Raw genomic sequence first — 23,472 nt, 5'->3', positions numbered from 1 at the left:
TTTAAATTAGTAACCTTCTTCAAGTTCTTCTTTATCAGTTTCAATATATAGATTGATATCGAACAACTCAATACATTCTAAGAACAATTGATACATATCCTCTTTCACAAATGTCGTAACATTTTCTATATGAAACAAAGCCTTTGCAAGTTCTGCCCAATCTTCAAATGAATAATGAGTAAATAACCTGACTATATAGCGTACATCTCTTAACCGTACCCAGTCTGGATATCCTTGTTCATTTAATATTTGTTCCCCTGCTTCTTGTAGTATTTCTGATTCAGATTCAATTAACCTATCAACCAGTTTCTCTTCGCTATAATAACGAGCCATATCTACCGCAAGTTCTTTTACACTTATAGAAACCATGTTTATCACTCCATTTCTTCTAATTCGTGTGGATCACTTTCAAGTCTAAAGTCATATTCATACAGTTTGCCATCTACTATGATTTTATACATGTCACGTTTTACAAAACTATTTACTCTGTCGCCAGAAGAAAATCGTCCTGTATCTAGTATCATTTCAGCAATATTTGTAAATGAATCTGTAAGTTGTAAATTGTCCATTGAATACTTAACTTTGTTTAAATCTACATCTTCTGGGAATCCTTCATCAACGAGATACTCTCTCAATTCCTCTTCTTTGAATTCACTATTTTCTTTCACATGTTTTTCAAGCTCGTTTTTATCGTAAGCTTTTGACATTTCTTTAGCCAAATACTGTTCCGTTGGATGTTCTTCGAGATACTCATTTGGATCTATTTTTATACGAAATGAAATATTAGTATGCCTTAAATTTTCACGTTCTAATATGATTTCTATGAAATAACTACCGTCTGTTCTAATATGCTCAAAATCGTCATCATCTTCTATATCGTCTGACCCTTCTACATAATCAACAAATGGTTCAACATCCGACTTAGGTTTAATTTCCATTTCAACAACATTATCATTAATTTCAGTCATTTTAGGAAATCCATTTTGAGTTAACACATCTTGTGCCATTCGCTCATAAATATTTTCATAATCTTCTTTAAAAGCTGTTACCAATTCTTTATCTTGAAATGCGAGTTCAAACTGTTTTTGCAGTACATTTCGCTGCGCTTTTGTCAATTTCATTTTCTCAACCCCTATCTAACTTTTCGAATTAACAATAATTTAAATTTTAATTATCTCTATTATAAATTTATAATTTTCCTTTGTAAAGAATATACACGATGTTTTATAACAAAAAAACGAAGAAGATTTTATAAGTCTTCTTCGTTTTCAACAATTATATATTCGATATCTTTTGATTCCATAATCTGTTCAAACATATCTTTTACTTCGTCGAATATGACTTGCTTATTGTAAATCAGCAACTTATTGACTTTGCCATTTAACATTTTTGTTACTATTCTTTTTAATTCACTATTACGATACACTTTTTCAGTTTCTCTAACTACGCTCTTTTGTATTCCTCTATTAGATAAATACATTGTTAAGAGTTCTGTTTGCTGCTTAGCTGATATTTCATCTAATTCTTTACAATATGCTACTAATTGATCCATATCAGATCCACTAGCCTTCCCGATTTTTTCAAAATATGCACGCACCTGTTCTTCTGTGTAAACCCTACGATTACTTTCAGTTCGATGATGTGCTTTTAATTTCCCCGAATCATCCCATTTTCTCACAGTTACAGGATGAACATTTATACGTTCCGCAAATTGTCCCGTTGTCATTTCATCAAAATTCATTGTTTTAACCACCTTTTATGAATGAATAACCTTTACTGTATTAAATAACATCATTTATTTGATATATATTTACTTCTTAATATATATCAACCTCTAGGTTAGTAACAAGTTTTTGACAAAAGAAATTCAAATTATTAATTCATAAGATTTCATTCTTTTTATATCATATTCACCATTTATAAGTACTGAATTTTTCTGCCAAATGGTTTCTGTTTTTTTATCATCATAGGTTTTTCTCTGAGTTATAAATTCATTCACCTCATTTTTTTCTTTAGTTGTAAAAACATCTGCGCTGTATGAACTTACTGGACTGTTTCCAGTTCCGACATCTTTACCATCTACATTTACAACATTACCTTTTTGTATAGCTGGATAATCTTTACGTATCATTTCCATGTTATTACTGAACTTTTCCCATGTACCCCATTCGAAAAATAGGTTATTAAATGTTTCTGATTGATTACTAACTCTATCGATTCCAAGTTCTTCGTTGATTTTTTCTTGTTTTCTATCAACTTTTTTATTGGCCATTTTTATATTCTTGTTTTCTAACTTCACTTGTTCTATCTCGTTTTTAGTTTCATCAAATTCTTTATGTTTGTTATACAAATTCACACTCATAAACACTGTAATTAAAAGACATATTCCCAATATCGCATTGAGTATCATAAATGAATAAGAACGATTATTCTCCATACAATGACCCTCCCACTAATTCATCTTGGCTATTAAATGTTAGTTTCATCAATGTATTATTCTCATTGATAGGTTCACCATCATAAGTTGTTTTAACATTGAACATTACCTCTACATCACTTCCGTTGTTCCTTGCTGAAAAATTATCAATTTTATATTCAAAAGGTGCATAATAATCAAGATAATCTTTATTTGTTGAATTTTCATTCAAGATAATATGATGTCCTGCTACGCCAAATAAAGCGCGCATGGCAGAATATGCTGATCCTTCATCTTCTGCTGTATCATCTTTATATTCATTTTTTAAAAAAGAGTCTAATTTCTTCTTAGTTTTCTTCTCGTACGATTTTACACCATCTTGATTAATTGGTTCATAGTTAGATTTGCTCTGTACTTTTTCTATATTTCCTAGTTCTTTCTTAAGCACTTCATTTTTGGTCCCTTGCTTTGATATCAAAGTCATCAAAGTGACAATTGTTATACATAAAGCAATCACTATAACAACTTGTATAATTTTTACTAAGCTTTTCATACTAGCCACCTACTTATTTTTTAGATTTTTTAACACCGTCAAAGAATTTAATATCTCCGTCTGTACCATCAACAAGTGATATATATAACGTTCTAGAAGGCGCCATTTTTGGTGGAACATTATAATTAGCCATTAACCATTTACCGTCTTCCATTACACCAACTACAACACCTGTATGACCTGTAGTTGGATCACCCGCACCAGCTTGTGGTGGATTTGAACTAAATCCATAGCCTACAGTTGGTTTATCTGTTACTTTAGCGCCTTCTTTTTCGTACGCTTTATAAATCATATTACCGTTACCATTTACCGGTTGGCCAGAACCATGTAATTGTGACATATAAGCCCATGTTAACTCTGTACACTGACCCCTCAATTTCTCATTATCAAACACATTTCCGGGTTTATCCAAATAAGCTTCATCAAATTTAGGTGCAGTTATATATTTTTTATACTTTTCTGGAACCTTATCGTATTCCCAATTTTTTTCAATAACTTTACCTTTCTTACCATTAACTTTTGTACTTTCACCTAACTTACCTTTTTTACCTGATGAACTGTCTTTTTTAGAACTACTGCCACAACTACTGTAGACTGTTTTTTCTTTATCAGTATTAGATGATGACGCTTTTTTACTATCGTCTTTTGTTTCTTTACCTAGTTTATTGATTTTGTCTTTATCTTTTTTACCGTCCATGCCTTCACTTTTCATGTATTCTAAAACTTTTTTCGCTTGGCCACCACGTTCATTTATAATTTTAGAATCTGAATCGGCTGAACGTTCCCACTCATTGTGGAAATTAACTGCTTCTTGAATAGGATCGTCACCAGATTCTAAAGCTAGATTTTTAAGAATATCGACATACATGTCATCACCTTTAACCATGTAATCCAATTGTATATCTGTTTTCCACCACTCTTCAGTATCATGCTTGTCTTTAGACCATTTTACTAATGCTGTATGACGTTCAAAAGTCCATTGGCCATAACCGATACCCATTCGACCACTTGTCGCTTCTTTTGCTGTTTTCACTCCATAATTGCTTGGTTCGTTTGCTGTTGGATCTATTTGTGCTTCAGTCCACCAGTTAGCAAGCATACCTGCTATAAATTCTGCTGAAAATCCATGTTTATCATGCAATTCATGATAAATATCTTTCACATTTTCTTTATTAGGTATTTCAGAAAAAGAACCTTTGTCGTTCTTATCTTTTTTATCTTTACTACCTTCTGATGATTCGGTGTCGCTTTCGCTACTGTTATCACTTGGTTTATAACAACCTTGCTGAGCGTCTAATACAACACTAGAATTCGCGTTTGCTCGATTATTTTTAGTTAGATTTATATCTACACAAGACAAACTCAATATTAAAGAAAAAGATGTGATTATTTTTGTTGTAAATGATAGTTTTTCACTACGAATAGAATACAAATAATCAACTCCTTAAAATATATAATTTTACTTAAATTATACCATAAAATACTCTAATATTATATATGTTTTAAAGGTTTTAGATACATGCACTGCCCCTCAAATTAATGCCATAACTTTATATTAATAGTTGAGTTTTTGATGTTCCTAATGGTACTTAGAACGAAGTTCTTGAAATGACATTATTAGTTTTAAATTAGGCTTTAGAAATAAGTGGATAGTTTTATATATGAAATATGATTTGATCTTAAAAGTTTTAAGGTAGATAGCTAAAATAGTTATGTATACAGTAAATAAAAAAACAATATGTAATGTATTTAAAAAATCTTATGAATGCTTTGAATGGTTTGGCATTTACATTTCACTATGTACTAACTATATATATACAACTCATTCAAAGCATTCGTAAGATTTCATATCTTAATTTATTAAGTCTATCTTTCTTTAAGTCTATCTTTACTTAAGTAATATCTTAGTTCTTGGTTTTCTAGTCTAGATTTCCTAGTCTAGGTTTTCTAGACTTGGAAACCACGAGCCCATTTGGAATATATTGGAATTACAAAAGATTTTAGTGTTTTTTCTACAATCAAACCTAAATACTTATACATATATGTACTTATTTGCTTCATATTTGGCTTATATGAAACGATTTTGGTTAAAAGCATACAAAAACCCATCAAAATTTATAATGCGCTTTAAATAGCTTTAAAATTAAAAATAGATAAATCTGAATTTCTGTAGTTTATATAATTAAAATGGACTCTTGGTTTTCTAGACTTGAAAACCAAGAGTCCATTTATGAAATAAAACTACCCCACTAAAATAGTAAGGTAGTTTTATACTTCTATATCTTCAAAAGTATCTAGTGCATATCTTTCGAATACAGTTAAAGTAGACTTTTTAATATAACTATCTAAATCTTTAATATCTTCTTGCTTTTCGTACATTTTACGCTTGATACGCTTTAACATTGCTATCAATTCATATTCTACATCTTCTAACATTAAGCGTTTAGCAGTGTCAGGCTCTCTAGTGTTATATATTGTTTTACCTATTAACAAGCTCGCTTTAACAATTTGTAGTTCATCCAAAGGGAAATTCATGAGATAGGACTTAAGGTGAAAAGGCAAGTTTGAAACTTCAGCCTCTTTGATTTCTTTTTCATCCCTTTGTCGTTTGCTCTTTTCATTTCCTTCAAAGTAATCCCCTAAATCAATCGGAACTTCACGTGATTTATCCTCACTAGAAGCAGGAATTTGCTCTTTTTCATCACTTTGATTATTTTTATTTTCAGCTTCTTTCTCGTCATTTTGGTTATCTTTATTTTCAGTTTCTTTTTTTGAATAAGGTGCTGCAAACTTCTTAACAGTTTTACCACCTTCTGATCGTTCAATCTCTTGTATTTCTTCCTGTGTGAACGGATGTACATTCGCATAATATATATAAACCCATTTACTCCCATCACGGACTTTAAGTTGAATAATATAGTTATTCTCCACTAATTCATCCCATGCACTACGGACTGAAAATTCTTTGTTCTTTGCGTATCTTTTATATAACTCTGTCTTGTGTAAATCCCACGTATCAGCGTAACTTCTTATATTACAAAGCAATCCAATTGCTTGAAGCGACATATTTTTATTATGAACTGAGTTTGTATCACAACTCTGCAACAATTCTCTCGGTATTTTCTCAAATGGTACATCATCAGGAAAGTTTTTAATTTTTATTTTACCACTTGCCATGTTAAAACCTCTTTCACTCTATAGCACCCATAATTAAATTGATGTTAGATGATATTATTTAAGAACTATTTTATCACAAATCTATATCAATTTTACGACAAAATTATAACTAAACCTCCTAATCTATAGGAGGTTAAATTAAAAAGTTTGCTGCAACGAAACTCGTTGTATCATCTGCGCTACTTCGTATCATATATTGTAATTTCTCATTGGAAAGGATAATACTTTTTAAATGTAACGGTAAAGTTTGGTTTATCTCATATTCGTACTTTTTTAAATCATGTTGTGTCATACTGCCTGTTATCGTATAATCAAAATCATTTTCTATATCTTGATAAATGTGTCCTCGTACATTGAAAATATCTGCATATTCAACATCACTTTCATCTTGATTAGGGTCCTCTGCTTGATTACCCACTTTATCAAATAGAAACGCAGTACGAATACCTTTCTTTTCAATTTTCTTCAAACTATCTTTCATAAATTTTGTTGTATCTTTTGATAATTGATCCATGCCATGAATCATAATAATATCCCCTTCATCTGCTTGGGGATATATATAATCAAACACACTAATGAACTGTACCTCTTTCGCTTCTTTCGAAAGTCTATCTAACTCATAATAGAATTGATATATATCACGGTTTTGATTAGGGTGTTCTAAAGTAGTCTTACCACCAAACGCATTGAAGTTCGTATTTAATATACCTTCTAACGCCATTTCCAAATCTTCTACATCTTCTATACGCCCTTTACCTTGCTCATTTAATCTTTCACCTAAAATTGTCATATCTGCAACAAGTCTACCTAAAGTTGGATATGAAGCATGGTTTGTAACGATTGTTCTTGCTTTTTCTGGATATTTTGAAGCTTGTTTATTCCAAAGGCCTGTTTCTAAGAAAAACTCATTTAATATCTTGTTGGTAAGTGTTCTCATGTCTTTTGAATTGTTCTGTCTTAATAACAAGTGGATAGAATACGTTAAACTCTCTAATTTATTGTAATAAATTCTTGCTGCGTCTTCTCTATCACCAAATTGTTCTAAGATGTTTATACCACCTTTTGATAAATCATATTTTTTAAGTACTGTATTCATGATTTCTTCAGCTCTGAAACGATTATCATCATCCGATCCATAGTATTCAAAATCATTTAACACGATATGAAATGTTCGGTGTCCGTATGCCATAGCATGATTAGCAATCTTTTGTCCCCATAAAGAAGCGGAAGATAATTTAGGGTCAAAGTTACCTATAATAGAAAAATCGGGGGCAGCTACTAAAACTTTTGATTTAAAACGTCTATTCAAATCAAACATCGCTTCTGTATCTAAGGTAACGTTTTGTGATACATCACCTATTGGAACACCTTTTTCATCGTTTAATACACGTTTTAACATATGATCAAAGCCTGCATAACTAAATGCCATCATCGTATTGTCGTAAAGATTTGATGTAACACCTCTAAATAACCCTTTAAATAATTGGTCCTGTTGACCCGGCAAACTAGATAAAGATAAGCCATACATCGTTTCATTGTAATACGTATTGATATTTTTCAATTGTTCTTCGATTGCGTTGGCGTCATCAGAAACCAACATACACCTTATTTGGCTATCAATAATAATATCTTGTTCTTTACTATGTTTTGTCCTTGCGTCACTTAAATCTTTGATTTGATCTTGTTTTGCTTCAGAATTTGCAGCACTTACTTCTTTTTGTGAGTTCACAATAGATTTTTTCGTTTTTTCAATTGCACCGATTAGCTGTAATTGTTCATCTGAAGCAACCGGTTTACTCACTTCGATAAAGTATCCCCTCACAGAATCAATATTGATTTCTGGAATGACATTGATAAACCAACCATACTGTTTGTGTCTATTTAAACCATAATAGTTACTTAAAACCGTCATGTTTGCATATCTTTTATTAGCAATCATGAAATTTGGTGTTGATGTATATCCAGTTGCTGGTGTCATTAAACTATCTTTACGTTCTAATGCTCTTTGTGATTTTTTCGGTTTTTTAAAGAAACGTTTTGTCTTCTTAAAGATTTTCATCTGTTACACCCTCTATTCAAAATCAACCGCACAAATTATGTACGGTTGAATGTTTTATTTAAATTTAAGTATATTACCAAACACCTCTTCAATTTCTTCAGTCGTTAATACACGAAAATTATTAATATATCCCTTATCAGTAAAACGTTCTAAGTGGTCTTTAGATTCTTTTAAACCGCTCATTCTAGGGTCAGTAAATAATTTATATTGAATGATGATAGGCTTTTTATTATGAATTTCTGTTTTTTCAAAGTACGCTTCACTTTCGCACATTCTCTTAATTGCAGGTACCGTATTAACTCTTGCTCGACTTTCCATTTCTTTAATATTTGATTCAGCGTCTTGTAACTGAGACGACGTTATATTATAAATAGTTGTCGTTCTTGTTCTTGTCTTATGATAATCTTTTGCTTTCTCTTCCTGTCTTTTTATTTCAGAAGGAAATGAAGTAGGACTGTTTGCACCATCAATAATACATGCAAAACCATATTGGCCATCATCCATGACAATATTCCCTTTTTTATCTACAAAACTTATACCACTTTGTCTATCTCGCGTTGGATTTCCAAACGTTGTAACCCACCTATTGACAACTGAACGTATAAAAAGTATGGACATCCTCAATAACGACCCTTTTGTTGGATCCATAAGTGTATATAAAATCAATATACCCATTAAACCTGTTACTACCATTAGCGTTGGTAATCCCATGAAAGCAACTTTGAGTAGTCCACTTTTCAAATATAGCCACGCTGATAATCCAATAATGAAAGATAGTGGTAGAAAGATGGCTAACTTTTTGCTTGTAATGGAATGTTTGATTTTAAATTTAGACATCCAACTAAAATACCAAGCTATATCAGTTCTTCCAGCTCTTAAGTTTGTCAAAAAACCATAATGTGAACCGATATTAGGTCCTTTCTTTTTTGAATCTGCCATCTAATCGCCCCATTTTAATCTTTTTTATCTTTTGATTTTTCATCAGCTTTCTTCTGTTGTTCTTCAAGTTTCTTCTGAGCTTCTTGTTGTTCTTTATCTTTTTTAGCTTGTTCTTCTTCTTTAGCTTTTTGTTGTTTGGCTTGTTCTTCTAGTTCTTTATTACGCTTTTCTTGTTTTTCAGATTCAGCTTTTATATCTTTTTGTTGCTGTTCTATTTTACTTTGTAACTCAGAATTTTGTGAATCACTAGCTTTCACATTATATGAAGCCCACACAATACAAATACCTAAGATAATTGCACATGATATAGCAATTATATATTTATCAAACTTTTGCCACCAAGAATTATTAGATTCTTCACTCTGTTTTTGAGTTGCAGCGTTGATATTATTTGGATCAATAGCGTCTCTATATTTTGCATATAATTCTTCATACTCTTTCGATATATCCTCTGTCTTTTCTTTTGCCTTTTTAAGACTCTCAAAGTATTCCGTACGCTCATTTGTCATATCCGTAATACGTCTCTCTTTTGTAGCATTTTCTTCCAATATCTTGTTATATTGTGTTTCAAGTTGTGTAATGTTATTTTCTTTATTTTTCAATATATTTCGCATTTCTTCATAGTCTTTAGAACGCTTACTGACTTCTTCATCAATCTTGCTTTGTCTAAGGTTTTCATTCTTATGTCTTTCTGCTTCTATATCTTTAACTTGTTCAGTAAAACGTACCCAATCTAAATCAAATTGTTCTGATATCTTGCGGTGTTCTTCTGAAATAGACTCATTAAACTCTTGAATAATATTTTCAATTCCATTGATTGATTCTTCTAATACATTTTCAACTACTTTTTCTAAGCGTTCATCGACTGTTTCTGACACTTCACTTTCTATTCGTTCTAATTCGTTATCATATTTTTCATTAATACTTTGTATTAGTTGTTCTTTGAATTGCTCTTTTTCTTCTTTTATTTTCGGTAAATGTTCTTCATCATACTCCATAGAAGCCTTTTGAAATACAAGATCTAGATGATTCTTCTTTTTTTGTTCAAAATCTTGTTTTAATAATCGTTCTTTCTGATCAGTCTTTCTATCCACTTCACCTAATTCTTGTTTTAATGTATCTTCATTTTGTCTATATGCCTCATTAAAAATATTTTCAGTGTCGTCCATTTTGTACAATTTCAATATTTCAAAATAACGATTTACAAGTTTTGCTTCTAATTCTCTGTATATGTTGTGTATTAACTTTTGACGGTTTAGCTGTGTAAATTTGTTGTATGAAATGATTCTATTCTTAATGCCGTCATTTGTAATTTTATATAGGTTTTTATATTCCTTTGTTTCAAATTCAGGATTAAATTTGTCAAAATCATTCACATTTAAATAAAAGTCCGGAATATAATGATTAATTGTTTGGAATAATTTAGATTTTAATGAACCTAATGTACTGTCATCATCTTTTGTTTCATTCGTATAATCAAAAGATTGTTCCGACATTTTAAGTTGAATAGAATCCTGTTGACGTTTATTATCTGCTTTTTCTTCCGTTGTATCTTCTGTTACCATTTGTTCCGCTGATACATCATCTTGTTTCTGTCTTTGTATATCTTGAAACTCTTCATCTTCTTCTAAAACTTCTTCTGGTGACTTCATTTGAGTTTGTGGCCTTTGAATACTTTGATCTGGCTTGTCATCATTTGCTTTCTTTTCAGATTGTTCAAATTTAAATTTAGCTTCTTCTGCTTTATTTTTAAGATACTTAAAATTTTCTTCGTATTTTTCTTGTATATCTTTAAAGTCTATACCACTATTTAAATCTGTACCGTTTTCAGAACTTGTAAGCTCTATTTGATGATTATCATTTAAAATTCTTAAACCAAATTCTAATTTCTTTTCATCTTTTGGCTGTATTTCGGCTAATGATACAAGGTCTATAGCGACAACAACGTCTTTATTTTTAAAAGGATCATTATCAGCAAGTTCGAAATCAGTTGAGAAAACATAATTTTTCTTTTCTTTCGTGCCATAATCTTTCTTAAAATCATTCCACTTTCTAGTTTGTCTACGTTCATTCAAGCCACTATAAACATCATCTTTAAGTGTAAATACAATTAAAAGATTCATTTTTTTGTTTTGTGGCAGTTCTATATCTTTTACACGTAAATCTTTAAATTCAGACATCAAAACACGACCTTTCTATTATTAAATAGTATCAATTTATATACTTTTATTATACCACAATTAAGCATTTTTACAATAAAGGTAATTACAAAATCTATATAATTAATATATCAATTATAAAGTATGTATTAATATTAAGAACACAAAAAATAGCCCTATTTTTAGGGCTATTTTTTTAGATTATAGTTTGAATAACAAAATTAATTAACCCTACTTTGTCACCAATTTCATCTGATACACCACCAGCAAGCCATTTTAATACTGTATATCCTGTTGCTGATATTATAGCTACTCCTATAAATAATAGCGCTGCTACTCCGGCAGCTTTCAGTTTTCCTAATCCTAAACTTACAATCGTTGAAATTAAAGCAATAATTAATAATATAATTGCAATGGCAGCTACGACTTTTAGCCCCACGCTCTCTGATTGACTTGTCGCCCATTCTAAAAGCTGATTAATTCTTTCCATGTTCCAACACCTCATTTTTTTATTTGGTATTTTTTACTCAAATTAAATATACAAAAATAATTTTCATTTGTAAAGATATTATTATATTATCTATCGTTTGAGTTCGTTATACTTACGAACGATCCAATTTTTAAACCATATAATTCCGGCCATAATTGAACCGTCATCTGGTCTAGCTAGTGATTTGAAACTTTCTTTACTTCGCCTGTTAAACTTTCTAACTGGCGACGCCAATGTTTTTCCAACAAAGCCCTGAGTATCTGAGAAAAGTTCTTCGATACCTTCTTCATAAGCGTCTACCAACAAACAATCTAAAATGTAGTCATCACGATTATATTCTGAATCAGGTACACTCTTAAGATAATTGATTGCGTCTATATATAAATCGACATCAATCTTTCCATTCGGTTTAATAAACTCACTTTTTTTCATGAACTTTTCTGCTGCTTTAGTATTTAGTGCGTAATAATACTTTTTGTCATTATCTAATCGTTCAAGTCGCTTTTTCATATCAGCAAAACTTTTAGCTTCCGACAAATAGCCATAATCTTCTCTTTCTTCTTTTAAACTAACTTCGCTCATGACACCACTCCTTTAAAAAGTGATAGGAAGTGTACAAAAACACTTCCTATACAATTATCTACTTCTTAGGTTTTCTCTTAGCTGCACGTGTATATTCATAATCTGTTGATGTTTCTTGTTTTTGTTCTACCTGCTGATTTGTTTTTTTAGTATTTTTCGATCTTTTCTTTCTTTCGAATCGCTTACGCGCTCTTTCTTCACTCTTTGTACGTTTACCTTTATGCTTCTCATAGCCTTTAGGTTTATTTGAAGCTTCTTTAGATTTATTACTTGTCGTCTTAGGTGATTGTTTATTGTCTTGTGAACTTTGACTATGTGATGAATTATTCTTCTTGTTTCTTCGACTACGCGTATTACCATATACATTAGCTTGTTCAGTTGAGTGCGTGTCATCTGATTTGTGAGAATTACTTTGTGTATTACCTTCTTGTTCATTCGATTCTGAGTTGCCTGACTTGTTGTTAGAATTTCTTGATTTATTACCTGATATGAACCCTGTTTTTGAATCAACTTCATTTTCAACTACATCATCTACTTTTTCTGGTTTACCATCATTTGTATAGCCCATTTCTTTCGCTGTTTGTACTTCATCATAAGCGCCTTTAGCTGATTTAGCAGTACTCATATCTACACCACTTACTGATTCAGCACCATCGAAAGCAAGGTTTTGCGCTGCGCCTTTTACTTCTGCTTTTGCAAATTCTTTAGTTGGACTATTCTTATCGTCATTATTCTTCGATTCACTTCTTGATTCACTTCTTGATTCACTTCTTGATTCATTTCTTGTATCAACTGTATTGCTTTCCTCAGAACTATCTGTAGATGTTTCTGATTCTGTCTTAGTATCATTCTGAGACTCTACTTCTTTATTAGTTCGATTTCTGATAAATCCATGCTTCTTAAGTTCTTCTTTTTCTTCTTCAGTCATATTATCATTATCTTTGTTTGACGTATCATTGTTGGTAGTACGATAACTATTTGATGTTTTACCTTCTTGTTCTTCAATAGATTGATTGTCGTTGTTGTTTTCTTTGCCATCTTCATCTGACTCTTGTTTATCCATTTCATGATTACCGAATCCGGGTTTACCATATGTTCTTGTATCAACCATTTCTTTCTTCTGACGACGCCCTCTTGCGAATCGATTTACATAAGCCCCTGAATTTGAATCTGAACTATATGTTGCAGGGGAACCGTCCTCTGATTCTTCATTACCTTCGTTATCATATCCTGTACGTCGTTCATTCTGATAATTGGCTGATTCTTTATTTTCTCTGTTGAATAGTTTATTTTTAGCATTTTCAACATTACGACTTTTATCGAACATACTTGTCATACGTGATACACGATCATCATATGCAAACGCCATATTCATAAACAAATTAACAAATGTTCTAATCAAAGGTTCTGAATTGTATCGTGGCTTTTTGAAACTAATATAATAAGCTGTATATAAAGAAGCTAATGATATAACAATTGATATAATACCCGATGGAATAGCACCGCCTAACGCCTTATCTATTGTACTAGAAATACCGTTTACGATAATTAGCGCTATATCAGCAGCACTTAAGGCAAGTACATAAGTTAAAACACTAGCAAGAACCAAGAATGTAATAGAATACATCGCATATACATTCAATAACACATATAGTTTAAAGAAGTTCTTAGCAATTCTGAATAAGTTTTCCAAAATTGTGAAGGATATTAATGCTATAACAATCGCTATCGTTATAATCACATAGACAAGTGAAGAACCCCCTAAGCTAAACCATGAACCTACAACACCTAAAGGTCCGTCACCCGGCATTGTAACTTCTTTCCATTCAGTTTTTGCAGTTGTAATGTTCTTCAATTCACCTTGCATACCTTTTGGTGGTAAATTATACGCATAAAATCGTGCGCCACTACCGTCAAAAGAACTCTGTAACATTAAAACTACTGATTGTGTACTAAAACTACTATCATCTCTTACACCTAAATTAGATGATGGCTTGTAGTTTTTATGATCTACTTTTATCATATCTTCATCTAATGTTTGGTTTGCGGACCATAATACATTTTTAATCTGTCCTTTTTTTAGGTCGTACTCACTATAAGCAGTATCTAGGTTGTCATAAGCAGGTAAGGATTCTTCTTTATTTGGAAGACTACCTCGACGTATATCACTCATATAGGAATTGACATTAAAATTTTCGTTTTTAATCCATTTGTCTAATAAGTCAAATCCTGCTTCTTCTTTATCCATGCCATATAAAGTAGAATACGTACGGTCATTTATATCAGCAATCATTTGTCGTGATCTAATTGGATCAAAATCATTATCTATATAACCGTCATCTGCTTTAGCTTGTGGAAATGCACTACTCTTTAATCCAGTTGGACTTAAGTTAGATGAAGCGGCCCAACCACGAGCGTTAAATAAATGCTGACTTGCAGGGTTTTCATGTAATACTGACTCATTTCTTAAATCTTTAACTTGATCAGCAAAACCACTTATAACAAAACCTAGTAACGGTAAAAACGCTGTATATGCAAAAATAAGTAAAGCACCTTTTTTTGCAAGTTGTAGCCATCTACGTTTTGCACCTATCGTCATAAAAATCATACTACCAATCACTATGAATAAAATGACAAGTACCAAACTCAAATCAGCAAGTTTATCGAAAAATGATGTTGTAAATCCAGCTTGTTGAAACACTTGATGAACAAAGTTTGATATAGGATTATCCGTCATAGACTTACCACCATCACTATAACCTAATAGTGATAAAGGATTTAATCCTATCAATACATCTAAAGTAAAATCTAATAATGTATTAATACCTTGATATAACGCTAAAGATAAAGCGACAAGTCCACCAAAAACAGTACGCATAAATTTAGCAAGGCCTTCTTGACCACTAACCATTGCTTTTTGACCACTTACAGTAGAAATATAGCCATAGTGATTATATGTTGCTAAAAATGAAGCTAGTTGCGTTCCAGTAGCGTCTTTATCATCGCCCGTTTTACCTCTTGTTTCATTTGCGAGAGAGTACATCTCCGTATAACCAACATCGATAACTGTACCGCCATCACCTAGTATATTCCTAAATTTACCTTTACCTGCTTCTGTAATGTTTTTCTTAACGCTGTATGCTTTACCTACTGTTTTTCCTGCAAATTCACCTGCTGCAGAAGCAAAATTTTTCTTCCCTTCTTTTTTTGAATCTTTTTTTGATTTAGCTTGTTTCTTTTTGCCTTGCTTTTGATCCATTAAGATCATAGAATACATGCTATAAATTTGAGCGTCGTCTGCTTCTTTAGCTTTTAAGTTCTTCTCTGATTCTTTAGCTTCTTGACTGTCATACAATGATAAATCGTCTTTTTCTTCATCAGAAAACGGATTATCATCAGCAGTAACCCCTTCATTAGGTGCTGCATGTACATGATTAACATTTGAGAAACAAAGCCCAATCATCAGGGTAAAAATAAATATTAATGCTGTAATCCTTTGAAAAGCTTTCATTCTTCCACCTCCTTTGATTAGTATCTTGGCCTTACAATAATAGAACCACGTGATTCTGCATGATCTGCTGATTCAAATCGACAATTACCATCTGTCATAATATCGAAGTTCGTAAAGCCCGGATTATTATCGATAGCTTCTAATATATCTTCTTCGATACTTTCAATTATTCTTCTCACATTTCTTGCGCCGGTTTGGTTTTTATTCTCAAAATTAATACGCTCTATAATGACATACATACAAATGTCTGAAGCGGTATAATCTTTATATCCTCCCGTCCATGTCACTGGATCATTCATATTAATTTCATAACCCATTTTATAAAACTTCTTAATCATATCTTTAATTTGCATATCAGCTATTTCCATCATAGTTGGTACTGTTAAAGTGGAAAATGGCACTATAGAATCAAATCGTTGTAAAAGTTCTGGTCTGAATTTGTCACCTTCTAATGCTTTTTCGATTTGTGGTTGTAAGTCTCTTGCTCTGAACTTAACTTCATCAGTAAAAACATCAATTTCGCCTTGTTTAGCGTCTAATATTTCTTCTGAGTTTTTATCAATGTTTGTAAATACTTTATGCCCTTTGTTTGAAGTAGCAATGATGATTGCATTTCTTACTGATACATTATGTGTTCTACGCCTTTTATCTACACCAATATCTGAATAAGTTACGACACCTTCACCTAATATAGGTAACAAACGCATTTGAACATTGTTATGAGCTTTTTCAATTTCGTCTAATAAAATAACTTTATCTCCATTACCTTTAACTTGTGTTCCAATAAAGTAACTAAACTCTTCAGCAGAATTTTCTTGGTCGAAATTCGTCATTTCTACTTTTATAAAATTCCCTTCTGAATGACCGTACATTACTTCTGCAATTGATTTTGCTAGTTCTGTTTTGCCGACACCAGTAGTACCTACAAATAAAGCAGACCATAAAACCCTAAATCGTTCTTGGCCAAAGTATTTTAAACGTCTCATTCTAGAACCTAACACATGCAAAGCTAATGGTTGCCCTTTAACTCGTGACTTACAGTAGTCTGTAATTTCTTTACTTTCTAAGTCATGAGTGAGCGATAAATTTCTAGTCGCTTTAAAGACTTGTTCCATCAAATCATGATCTATAGGGACTTCATCTGTTTTTGAGACTGAATGCATTCTCTGTAAAATTTTTAAAGATTTGTCGGGTTCATATAAATCCGTATTGTGCTTCTTGTTTTCTTCGATAATAGCTTTCAAAAGTCTATCATCTACACCAACTGTATATTTTGTTCTTTCTCGACTGTCTAGCCATTGTCTTAATATCTGAACTGTTTCGTCTTCTGACATTTCTTCAAACCATACCTTCTCAAAACGTCTATCCATAGCTATATCATTTGAGAAATAATCAATATATTCTTCGTTAGTGGTTGCAAAAATCATGCCAATATAGTCACCTGCACGCGCTAAATAAGGTTTAAGTATATCTCCACCTTCTTTAGAATTTTCTCCGAAGGTGCTTATAATCGTATGTGCTTCATCTATAAACAAAATAACTCTTGCATACATAGAATATTTTTGTAAGTCTTCTTCATATTGTTTTAATCGAGGTATTAACTTACTTAAACGGATTTTTAACGTTTCTCCGGAACCTAGCATGCCAATATCTAATGTAATAACATGTATATCTCTTAATCCTAAGCTTTCTCTCCTTGCGTATTCTTCAACCGCTCTTGTTTTACCTGAACCTGCTGGTCCAATTATCATAACGACGGGTGTGTCATCAAGATTTAAACCATATTGAATATTTTTCATTTCTTGTTCTCTACCGATAATATCTGAATCACTAGGTTTCAGATAACGAAGTGCCATACCAAATTCTTTGTTCATTTCATTGAATAATGTTTGATTTTCCACAAATGATTCCATAAGCTTCCTCCTTTAAATCACTTAACTTTTTGGAAGTTTAGTTCAGTTTGCATATCTCCAAAGTCTTTTTCATTAAACTCTCTGTTTAAGTATTTTTCTTTCTTATACTCTTCTTTTTTAATTAATTCTTGGAACTCTTGGATTTTCTCCTTATGTTCTTCAATTTTTGTTTTTGCAGCTTTATCTTTTTTGTTACGCTTCAAACGATATTCACTTTCTTCAATACCTGTTTCAGCATTTTTTATATTGTCTTTGTAGTTCTTGATTTTTTTATCGATTCTATTGACTTGTTCATCAACTGACGTTCTTTCTAAAGCTGTTTTGTAATCAATAGATCCATCTTCTTTTAAAAAGCTATGTTTTTTATCATATTTTGTACCTTCTCCATATGCATTTAAATTAAAGTCGATATTATCGTATTTAAATGATTGTTTCCCTCCGATTTTACTTAAAACCGAACCTTTATCATCCGGATCACTGACCTCTGTTTCTGCCAATGCTCTATCTATCTCATCATCATCTAAATCACTAGAAGAACTTGCGCTATCAATTTTACTTGGATCGTCTACCTTTTCATAATCAAACTTATTTACCATAACCATTCTGTAAGCTTTCTCTTTTAAATCGCCTTTTAAGAACAGATAACCGTCTCCGCCAGTACCTAAAACACCATATCTAACTTCTAAGTCTTTTTGGAACTTACCTGAAGTATTAATCATCGTAATTTTATAATTACGTCCATCTAGTGATAATGTATTTCTAGCTGAATTGTCATATTTAAACTTTGCTACCAATACTTTTCGGTCTTTATCAGTCCATACCTCTTTTAAAACAAGCGGGACATTAGATTTGGTGAAAGTTAACTTTGTACCTATAGGAGTCGTTTGATTATTCAATGTATAAACCATATTTCCATGACTCTTAACACCAAGAATTAAACCACTGATAATCAAACCTATGCATAATATAAAGACAAGTGTCACTCTTATGCCCTTATAAGTATTTTTTGATTTATCTCCTAAAATACCACCTATCATTTTCTTCTCATTTTTATGTTCTTTATTTCTGGAAAATAGTTTTTTGGTTTTTTTAAACATCTTCTAAATCACCCCAAACCTCCTGTTGCTCAGCTACAATTTTTGCGTATCTAACCATAGTATTCAGTCGGAATGGATTTTGCACTTTAATATCAAACATTTTATCTAAGGATTTTTTGGCCAGACCAATATTGACCAACGCAGTTACATTTACCACATTAATATGTTTTTCAATAAATTGTTCAATAAAGTAATGAATTGTTAAAAAGTAAGATTCAGTTTTATCACTTAATGTATCAACTTTTTTAGCCAACAAAAATAGTGTAGATGTATTAATAGATAAAATGTCATTTCTTCGTTGTATTACGTTACAAACTGTAGATATACGCAATCTGTCACCCACAAGGTCTGAAATCGTATGTTTTTTCGCTTCAACAATTAGATCATCAATTTTCGATTCTAATAAACGAATATCTTCTTCAAGCGTTCTCGCCATAAGCATCATTCCTTTAATAAATATTATATAATATACTTAATATTATAACATTTTAGGGTAAAATTATCAATATAACGTACATAAATAAGCGTTTTAGTATATAAACACTAAATTTATAATACATATTTAAAATATCTAAAATGATATCATATTAGATATTTGTTATTAGGTTTTTATTCATAGAAAAAGCTGCACAATATAGCGCAGCTTTTTTTATTACTAATCAACTTTTTCGAATTTTTTCTCGTCTAACATTAACACATCATCTTTAACTTTTATTTTACCTTTCCCTTCAAGTCCCTTTATTTCATAAACTATATACTTATCTTTTTCATCAAGTAGCTTTCCAGTCATCTCTTTTGTGTTTTTTACGCCTTCATCATTTTTTGTATAAGTCAATTTTAATTTATCATCTTTTATTTTTAAGATCATACCCTTATATTCATCTGATTCCCATTTACCTTGCACATCATCTTTAATACTGCCACATGCAGCAAGTGTAATACTTAGTAATAATATAATTACTAGAAATAGACTTTTTATCTTAATCATATAAGTCACCTTTTTTATTAATCAACTTTTTTGAATTCTAATTCATCAAACATTAATTTATTATCATTAGGTACTAACTTACCTTTCTTAGTAATACCTTCCATTTTAATTTCAATATAATTATCTTTTTCGTCTAAAAGTTTACCTTTAATAATTTTTTTATTAGTAGTACCTTCTACTTTTTCTGTGTATGTTCCTACAACTTTGTCATCCTTAATATTTAGAATTAAATTTTCATGATCCACTGATTCCCATTTACCTTGCACATCATCTTTAATACTGCCACATGCAGCAAGTGTAATACTTAGTAATAATATAATTACTAGAAGACCGCTTCTCTTTTTATTTTTTTTCATATAGATCATCCTCATTGTTTATTGTTATTCTACTTTTTCTAATTCATCATCTTCAATGAATAGTTTACCGTCACGAAATTCTCCTTCGTACTTTTCGCCTTCAAGATTAATTACAAAGTGGTCTTTATCATCTTCTACAATTTTACCTTTTGTACTTAATCCTAAATACACGAGTTCTACTGAGTCATCTTTTATTTCTATTTGTGCATTTTCATCGCCTTTAACATTCCAAGTACCTTGCGCTTTACTTTTGGCAGATCCACAAGCAACGAGTGTCACACTTAACAAAATTAAAACTAAGAACATTCCTAGTCTTTTAGATTTATTGTTCATTACATCCACCCTTTGTCTAGTTGTTATTTCAAAAAACCTAATTGTATATTTACACTCATGGTATCATAACTTATAAATTATAAAAAGGTTTAATAATTAAATATTAATATACAACGACATGAATATATATCTATATAAGTTTTTACAATACACAACTAGACTATCACACTGTAGTCCACAATCGTACAAGAAATTAAATCTCACAGAATTTTTCTACTTCTTTTTGTAAATTTCTCTTTCTTTCTTCAAATTGTACTTCATTGTCCATAGTAAAACTTTCTTGATTTGAATGATTTAACCATGCTGGTACTGGGTTTGTCACTAATAGACAAATAGAATTAATTAGTACACTCCTAGTACATTAAATTCATCTTTAGTTTGTTGATACTCTTTACATATCATCAAAGACATAACTTTCTCGTTGCTTCTGAATATATTTTTCAAAAGACATGCCCTGCGTTCCTGTAGCAGAATCAAATAGACCTTCTAAACTATTATTAGTTTGAAAATCAGGTAGGTATTTATTATCTGACAATCTATATTGATCGTTCGTAACTAATACTTCTTGTTGTCTATCTAACAAATAATTAAAATATTTTTCTTTATGATTAATTAAAAATTCCTCAAAAGATTCTGTTTTATTATCTGTGACAGGTTCTAAAAAGTCTTCTAATTCTTGAAGCGTAATTTCTTTATCGTATTGTTTAAATTCATAGATCAGAGAACTCATAATTAACCCTTGAGCTTCGTTAACAGTCTCTTGATTTTTCTTTAATTTAAGTCTAATTCTTCTTAACATAGCCACTAATTCATACTCTATATCCTCAAACGTATATGATCTGTCATAATTAGTATTAAAACTCTTTTTACCTTTGTTTAATATACTTTTAATTATTTTAATTTCTTCAGGTGCATAATTTATTAAGTGAGTTTTTAGATATTCAGGATAATTTTGTAATAGATATTCTTTTTCATCTTTTTGTAATTCTAATTCTTGATTGTTTAATAAATGATTTGATTGATTTGATTGATTTGAATGGTTTTTATCTTCTGCTTCTTCACTATATATATCATACATATCATACATATCATTATTAGTATCTTTATAAGGGGTATCACTAAAACCAGTATCATTATCCTTAATATTTGAACCCTCATCCTCTTCTTTTTTGAACCCTAATCTAATATATTTATGAACCCTCATAGCTTTTTCAGGTGGTCTCAATACATATTTTTTCTTCTCATTTGTTAGTTCTTCTTGGATATCTTCAACTGTCATTTGTTCATAGTTTAGTGGTGTATAAACATATAGTTTGTTTGTACCTTTCATTTCAATAGATACTTGTTTAAGTAATCCAAATACTATTAATTGCTTTTTAGATTTAATGATTCTAGGTTCAGAAATGTTAAGAAGTGATTCTAATTCTGCATTCGTATAAATACAGTAAATACGACCTCTTTCATCTTTGAAATCACATGGTTTTTTAGTATCTGCTTTGATTAATGTACTCATATATCTATCTTTTAAAATTGGATATAATAATTTAGTTTCTAATTCTAAAGATTTATAGAAGTCATTATTAAATAAGAATTTTGGCATAGCATAATATGTCAATTTTCTTTCGTTGTTTTTATTAATATAAGTTAATGATCCGTTACTAATTTCAGGTTTAAGAGGGTAGATTTTACTTTCTTTTCTACCTTTTGTCTTAACAACTTCAATTAAGCCAACATCAATTAATTCTTGTTTTGCACGTTTGATTGACGAAAGGCTGCAATTTAATAATTCACTTAACTTTTTATTCGTGAAAACAACATATTTTTTATTGTTTTCATCAGTAAATTTTGAGCTACTTTCACTTTGATGAATTTTTGAGAAATCATTAATATAAAACATGTAAGAAAGTTTAGCTTTGATACTAGTTGATGTGTATTTCTTTACAGCAAAAAGAAATTTGTGTAATTTATAAGATTCGATTGTGTTGATATCATTTTCATGACATGTTCTTGTTTTATAGTTATTTGTTGTACTGTATGCGTTTTCTTTAGACATATAAAAAACTCCCTTTTCTATTTATTTATAGAATCAAGAGAGTTCCAAAGTTACACCCTATAATGTACCCTTTAATGTAAAATAGAATTAGCTATATTAAGCACTTAATGTCTTGCAAGACTAAGTAAAAGGTTATATACTAAGTATATAAATGAATACAATATAAGGTGAATTTGGGACGGGTTGATTTGGAAACTCCCAAGATTCTATTTTTGCACCGTAGCTGTTGTCGCAGTTACGGTATTTTTATGTGATATAATGTTATAAAATAATATCATCTAATAACTTTTCGATATCTTTAAAATAATATTAACACTAAACAAATTATAAATAAAGTGATAATTAACCTTAGAATAGGAAATAAGGTTATAATTTAGAAAAAGAGGGTGTAAAATTATGTCCAAATACAAAATAATAAAAAATGAAGAATTGGATTTAATATCTAAATATATTCTTATAGAATTGAAGAATCAAAGGAAAATCCAGAACTTAACTTTAAAAGAAGTTTCTTCAGCTCTAGATATAAGTGTGTCAAACTTAAATCGTATAGAAAACGGACATGGCCTTAAAACCTCAATACAATATATAATTAAAATAGCAGCTTACTATGGAATTGAGATTGATACTCTAATTAATAATGCTATGGTTAAGTATAATTTAGATTACCCCGATAACAATAAAGACTAATCTGCAATGTATGCAATAATTAAATCAATTATTATGTTTAATTATCCCTATCTGATGATATCCGCTTCAATAATTTAACGAAAGTTAGTCGTCAGCGTCTTCATGCTGATGGCTTTTTTAGTTATTTACATCATGATGAAAAATCACTATCATTTAATA

22 protein-coding genes are annotated in these 23,472 nt (G+C 30.6%); 1 reads left to right on the top strand and 21 read right to left on the bottom strand.

Annotated elements, in window-relative coordinates; genetic code table 11:
- Positions 1 to 6: 6 nt before the first annotated feature.
- The 21 genes from LQ598_RS11890 to LQ598_RS11795 all read right to left on the bottom strand — a co-directional run bounded on the left by LQ598_RS11890 (position 7) and on the right by LQ598_RS11795 (position 22,626).
- Entirely contained in the window at positions 7 to 369 is a 363-nt protein-coding gene (locus LQ598_RS11890; RefSeq protein WP_239745595.1) for a hypothetical protein, read from the bottom strand.
- A 5-nt stretch (positions 370 to 374) separates the two neighbouring features.
- On the bottom strand, positions 375 to 1,121 hold the full coding sequence (locus LQ598_RS11885; RefSeq protein WP_152292175.1) for a hypothetical protein: 747 nt from the start codon (positions 1,119 to 1,121) through the stop codon (positions 375 to 377).
- 128 nt (positions 1,122 to 1,249) lie between these two features.
- On the bottom strand, positions 1,250 to 1,741 hold the full coding sequence (locus LQ598_RS11880; protein WP_084756519.1) for a MerR family DNA-binding transcriptional regulator: 492 nt from the start codon (positions 1,739 to 1,741) through the stop codon (positions 1,250 to 1,252).
- Positions 1,742 to 1,867: 126 nt separating this feature from the next.
- A complete protein-coding gene (locus LQ598_RS11875) occupies positions 1,868 to 2,437 on the bottom strand; it encodes a hypothetical protein (RefSeq protein WP_239745594.1) in 570 nt (189 codons plus the stop codon).
- Positions 2,427 to 2,969, bottom strand: a complete 543-nt coding sequence (locus tag LQ598_RS11870) for a hypothetical protein (protein ID WP_152292173.1) — start codon at positions 2,967 to 2,969, stop codon at positions 2,427 to 2,429. Before LQ598_RS11870 ends, LQ598_RS11875 begins: the two co-directional genes overlap by 11 nt.
- A gap of 13 nt (positions 2,970 to 2,982) precedes the next feature.
- On the bottom strand, positions 2,983 to 4,401 hold the full coding sequence (locus LQ598_RS11865; RefSeq protein WP_239745593.1) for a phage tail tip lysozyme: 1,419 nt from the start codon (positions 4,399 to 4,401) through the stop codon (positions 2,983 to 2,985).
- Positions 4,402 to 5,237: 836 nt separating this feature from the next.
- Positions 5,238 to 6,146 carry a hypothetical protein gene (locus LQ598_RS11860; RefSeq protein WP_239745591.1) on the bottom strand — a complete coding sequence of 303 codons (909 nt, stop codon included), beginning with the start codon at positions 6,144 to 6,146 and terminating at the stop codon, positions 5,238 to 5,240.
- 133 nt (positions 6,147 to 6,279) lie between these two features.
- Entirely contained in the window at positions 6,280 to 8,205 is a 1,926-nt protein-coding gene (locus LQ598_RS11855; protein WP_239745589.1) for a hypothetical protein, read from the bottom strand.
- Between the two features lie 54 nt (positions 8,206 to 8,259).
- Complete coding sequence (locus LQ598_RS11850; protein ID WP_084756525.1) at positions 8,260 to 9,144, bottom strand: hypothetical protein; 885 nt, start codon at positions 9,142 to 9,144, stop codon at positions 8,260 to 8,262.
- A 14-nt stretch (positions 9,145 to 9,158) separates the two neighbouring features.
- Positions 9,159 to 11,324 carry a CCDC158 family protein gene (locus LQ598_RS11845; protein WP_239745587.1) on the bottom strand — a complete coding sequence of 722 codons (2,166 nt, stop codon included), beginning with the start codon at positions 11,322 to 11,324 and terminating at the stop codon, positions 9,159 to 9,161.
- Positions 11,325 to 11,499: 175 nt separating this feature from the next.
- Positions 11,500 to 11,808 carry a hypothetical protein gene (locus LQ598_RS11840; RefSeq protein WP_239745585.1) on the bottom strand — a complete coding sequence of 103 codons (309 nt, stop codon included), beginning with the start codon at positions 11,806 to 11,808 and terminating at the stop codon, positions 11,500 to 11,502.
- A 75-nt stretch (positions 11,809 to 11,883) separates the two neighbouring features.
- Positions 11,884 to 12,375 carry a hypothetical protein gene (locus LQ598_RS11835; RefSeq protein ID WP_239745583.1) on the bottom strand — a complete coding sequence of 164 codons (492 nt, stop codon included), beginning with the start codon at positions 12,373 to 12,375 and terminating at the stop codon, positions 11,884 to 11,886.
- Between the two features lie 58 nt (positions 12,376 to 12,433).
- Complete coding sequence (locus tag LQ598_RS11830; RefSeq protein ID WP_239745581.1) at positions 12,434 to 15,886, bottom strand: hypothetical protein; 3,453 nt, start codon at positions 15,884 to 15,886, stop codon at positions 12,434 to 12,436.
- A 17-nt stretch (positions 15,887 to 15,903) separates the two neighbouring features.
- On the bottom strand, positions 15,904 to 17,799 hold the full coding sequence (locus tag LQ598_RS11825) for an AAA family ATPase (protein WP_084756530.1): 1,896 nt from the start codon (positions 17,797 to 17,799) through the stop codon (positions 15,904 to 15,906).
- 17 nt (positions 17,800 to 17,816) lie between these two features.
- Entirely contained in the window at positions 17,817 to 18,896 is a 1,080-nt protein-coding gene (locus LQ598_RS11820) for a hypothetical protein (RefSeq protein WP_239745579.1), read from the bottom strand.
- Positions 18,889 to 19,332 carry a hypothetical protein gene (locus LQ598_RS11815; RefSeq protein WP_084756532.1) on the bottom strand — a complete coding sequence of 148 codons (444 nt, stop codon included), beginning with the start codon at positions 19,330 to 19,332 and terminating at the stop codon, positions 18,889 to 18,891. The genes LQ598_RS11820 and LQ598_RS11815 overlap by 8 nt, the downstream gene beginning before the upstream one ends.
- 219 nt (positions 19,333 to 19,551) lie before the next feature.
- Entirely contained in the window at positions 19,552 to 19,884 is a 333-nt protein-coding gene (locus tag LQ598_RS11810; RefSeq protein ID WP_239745577.1) for a hypothetical protein, read from the bottom strand.
- 17 nt (positions 19,885 to 19,901) lie between these two features.
- A complete protein-coding gene (locus tag LQ598_RS11805) occupies positions 19,902 to 20,240 on the bottom strand; it encodes a hypothetical protein (RefSeq protein ID WP_239745575.1) in 339 nt (112 codons plus the stop codon).
- A 24-nt stretch (positions 20,241 to 20,264) separates the two neighbouring features.
- A complete protein-coding gene (locus LQ598_RS11800) occupies positions 20,265 to 20,573 on the bottom strand; it encodes a hypothetical protein (protein ID WP_239745573.1) in 309 nt (102 codons plus the stop codon).
- 193 nt (positions 20,574 to 20,766) lie between these two features.
- Positions 20,767 to 20,895, bottom strand: a complete 129-nt coding sequence (locus LQ598_RS13830; RefSeq protein ID WP_275590111.1) for a hypothetical protein — start codon at positions 20,893 to 20,895, stop codon at positions 20,767 to 20,769.
- Between the two features lie 69 nt (positions 20,896 to 20,964).
- Entirely contained in the window at positions 20,965 to 22,626 is a 1,662-nt protein-coding gene (locus LQ598_RS11795) for a replication initiator protein A (protein WP_239745571.1), read from the bottom strand.
- 396 nt (positions 22,627 to 23,022) lie between these two features.
- On the opposite strand from LQ598_RS11795, the gene LQ598_RS11790 reads away from it, so the two are divergent.
- On the top strand, positions 23,023 to 23,313 hold the full coding sequence (locus tag LQ598_RS11790) for a helix-turn-helix domain-containing protein (protein ID WP_239745569.1): 291 nt from the start codon (positions 23,023 to 23,025) through the stop codon (positions 23,311 to 23,313).
- The last annotated feature ends 159 nt before the right edge of the window (positions 23,314 to 23,472 follow it).

Source organism: Mammaliicoccus sp. F-M27, from assembly GCF_022387115.1.
In the GTDB taxonomy this organism is placed as follows: Bacteria; Bacillota; Bacilli; order Staphylococcales; family Staphylococcaceae; genus Mammaliicoccus; species Mammaliicoccus vitulinus.
The sequence above is the reverse complement of the archived record's forward strand: the minus strand, read 5'-3'. Positions and strand labels throughout refer to the sequence as shown.